This window comes from Shewanella sp. cp20 (assembly GCF_000832025.1).
Lineage (GTDB): Bacteria > Pseudomonadota > Gammaproteobacteria > Enterobacterales > Shewanellaceae > Shewanella.
On the sequence record NZ_JPII01000044.1, the window covers coordinates 1 to 2,448 of the forward strand.

Annotated in this window: 1 protein-coding gene; it reads right to left on the reverse strand. The window is 53.2% G+C overall.

Annotated elements, in window-relative coordinates; translation table 11 throughout:
- Positions 1-2,349: VCBS domain-containing protein (locus DB48_RS14335; RefSeq protein ID WP_327270819.1), on the reverse strand; the 2,349-nt coding region annotated here is incomplete at its 3' end.
- Positions 2,350-2,448: the final 99 nt, after the last annotated feature.

Consider the following 2,448-nt stretch of genomic DNA (forward strand, 5'->3'; position numbering starts at 1 on the left):
TGCATCGGTGATCGTTAGCTGTCCACTGCAATGGATCATATTGGCCAGGAATGACACGGGTGAGTAGGTATTGACATCTTCAGTGACATGACCTGTGTCGACGCCACCAATCACGGCTTTGTCGTCGGTGCCGTTGATGGTGACAGTGATTTTCTGCTCGCTGCCATCGACGCTATGGACGATTAAGGTATCGGTTAGGTGTTCACCGGATTTCAGCCCCTGAATGGCGGCTTGCGAGTTGTCGGCGGTGTAGGTCCAGTGGCCGAGTTCGTTGATGGTGAGGGAACCGTATTGGCCCTGAAGCGAACTGGCGGTAAATTGATTTTGCCCGCTGTCGGCATCGGTGACGGTGAGCGCGCCATTGACGCGGAGCAGCCCCTGGTACAGGCCTCTGTCTTCGGTCAGCGTACCCGTTGAAGTGCCGCCAATCACGGCCTTGTCGTCGGTGCCATTGATGGTGACGGTGATTTTCTGCTCGCTGCCATCGACACTATGGACGATTAAGGTATCGGTTAGGTGTTCACCGGATTTCAGCCCCTGAATGGCGGCTTGTGAGTTGTCCGCCGTGTAGGTCCAGTGGCCATGCTCGTTGATAGTGAGGCTGCCAAACTGACCCTGTAACGAGCTGGCGGTAAATTGATTTTGTCCGTTATCGGCATCTGTGACGGTGAGCGTGCCATCGACGCGGAGCTGCCCCTGGTACAGGTCTCTGTCTTCGGTCACCATCCCTGTCGAAGTGCCGCCGATCACGGCTTTGTCGTCGGTACCATTGATGGTGACGGTGATTTTCTGCTCAGTGCCATCGACGCTATGGACGATTAAGGTATCGGTTAGGTGTTCGCCGGATTTCAGCCCTTGAATGCTGGCTTGCGAGTTGTCGGCGGTGTAGGTCCAGTGGCCGAGTTCGTTGATAGTGAGGCTGCCAAACTGACCCTGTAACGAGCTGGCGGTAAATTGATTTTGTCCGTTATCGGCATCGGTTACCGTCAGGGCACCATCGACTCTCAGTTGGCCTTGGTAGAGATCTCTATCCTCGGTCACCGTCCTCGTTGAAGTGCCACCAATCATGGCCTTGTCGTCGGTGCCGTTAATGGTCACGGTCACCTTTTGCGCTGTGCCATCGACCGAGTGCACCAGTAAGGTTTCGGTGAGCGACTCACCAGCTTTCAGCCCTTGAATCGCAGATTGTGAGTTATCGGCGGTGTAGGTCCAGTGGCCATGCTCGTTGATAGTGAGGCTGCCAAACTGGCCTTGTAACGAGCTGGCGGTAAATTGGTTTTGTCCGCTGTCGGCATCGGTTATCGTCAGGGCACCATCGACTCTCAGTTGGCCTTGGTAGAGATCTCTATCCTCGGTCACCATCTCTGTCGAAGTGCCGCCAATCACGGCCTTGTCGTCGGTACCGTTGATGGTGACAGTGATTTTCTGCTCGCCGCCATCGACGCTATGGACGATTAAGGTATCGGTTAAGTGATCGCCGGATTTCAGCCCTTGAATGGCGGCTTGCGAGTTGTCGGCGGTGTAGGTCCAGTGGCCGAGTTCATTAATGGTGAGGGAGCCGTATTGGCCCTGTAAGCTAGTAGCAGTGAATTGGTTTTCTCCACTATCGGGATCGGTCACCGTCATTTGCCCTGTGGTTTGAAGCTGCCCGGCGTTAATTTTTTTATCTTCTGTCACCGACCCACTTGCTATGCCGTGGATGAGGGCGTGCTCATTAGTCCCATGAACTTCTATGGTCACAATCTGACTGACTGGTTGCCCAGAGCTATCGGTAGCAGTGACTCTAAAGGTATCGATGGCAACTTGACCTGAATGCAGCGAGAGAGTATTGGGTGATGTATTGTCCAGCTTATACTGCCAGACACCCGTATCGGGATCGATCACCAATTCGCCATAGACGCCTGATGAATGTGGTACAGCCCAGTGAATACTGTCTCCCGAGTCGGGATCCGTGGCGATTAATTGCCCAGATGCCCGATCCACTGAGCCCTGTTCGTTCAGGCAAGCATGATGTACACCTGAAACCCTAGGCAGATCATTGCTGCCCTCAACGGTGACCTGTATGACGCTGCTGACTTTATTGCCTTGATTATCTGTAGCCGAGATGGTGAAGGTTTCGTTGTGACGTTCACCTTCGAATAAGGAATTGGTCTTGGCATCGAAATTATTGAGATGATACTGCCATTCACCTGTGCTGGCGTTCAGCACGAGATCACCATATTGCCCCTTGCTTGTTTCTACCGACCAGGTGATGCCATCTTTGGTGTCACCCGTTGCTGATAGTGTGCCCGACGCAGTATCTATAGCACTATTTTCTTTAACTATTTCAATATTTTGTTGACTATCAATATGTAATGGATTTTCATGCGTGCCAGTGCCAGTGCCAGTGCCAGTGCCAGTGCCAGTGCCAGTGCCAGTGCCAGTGCCAGTGCCAGTGCCAGTGCCAGT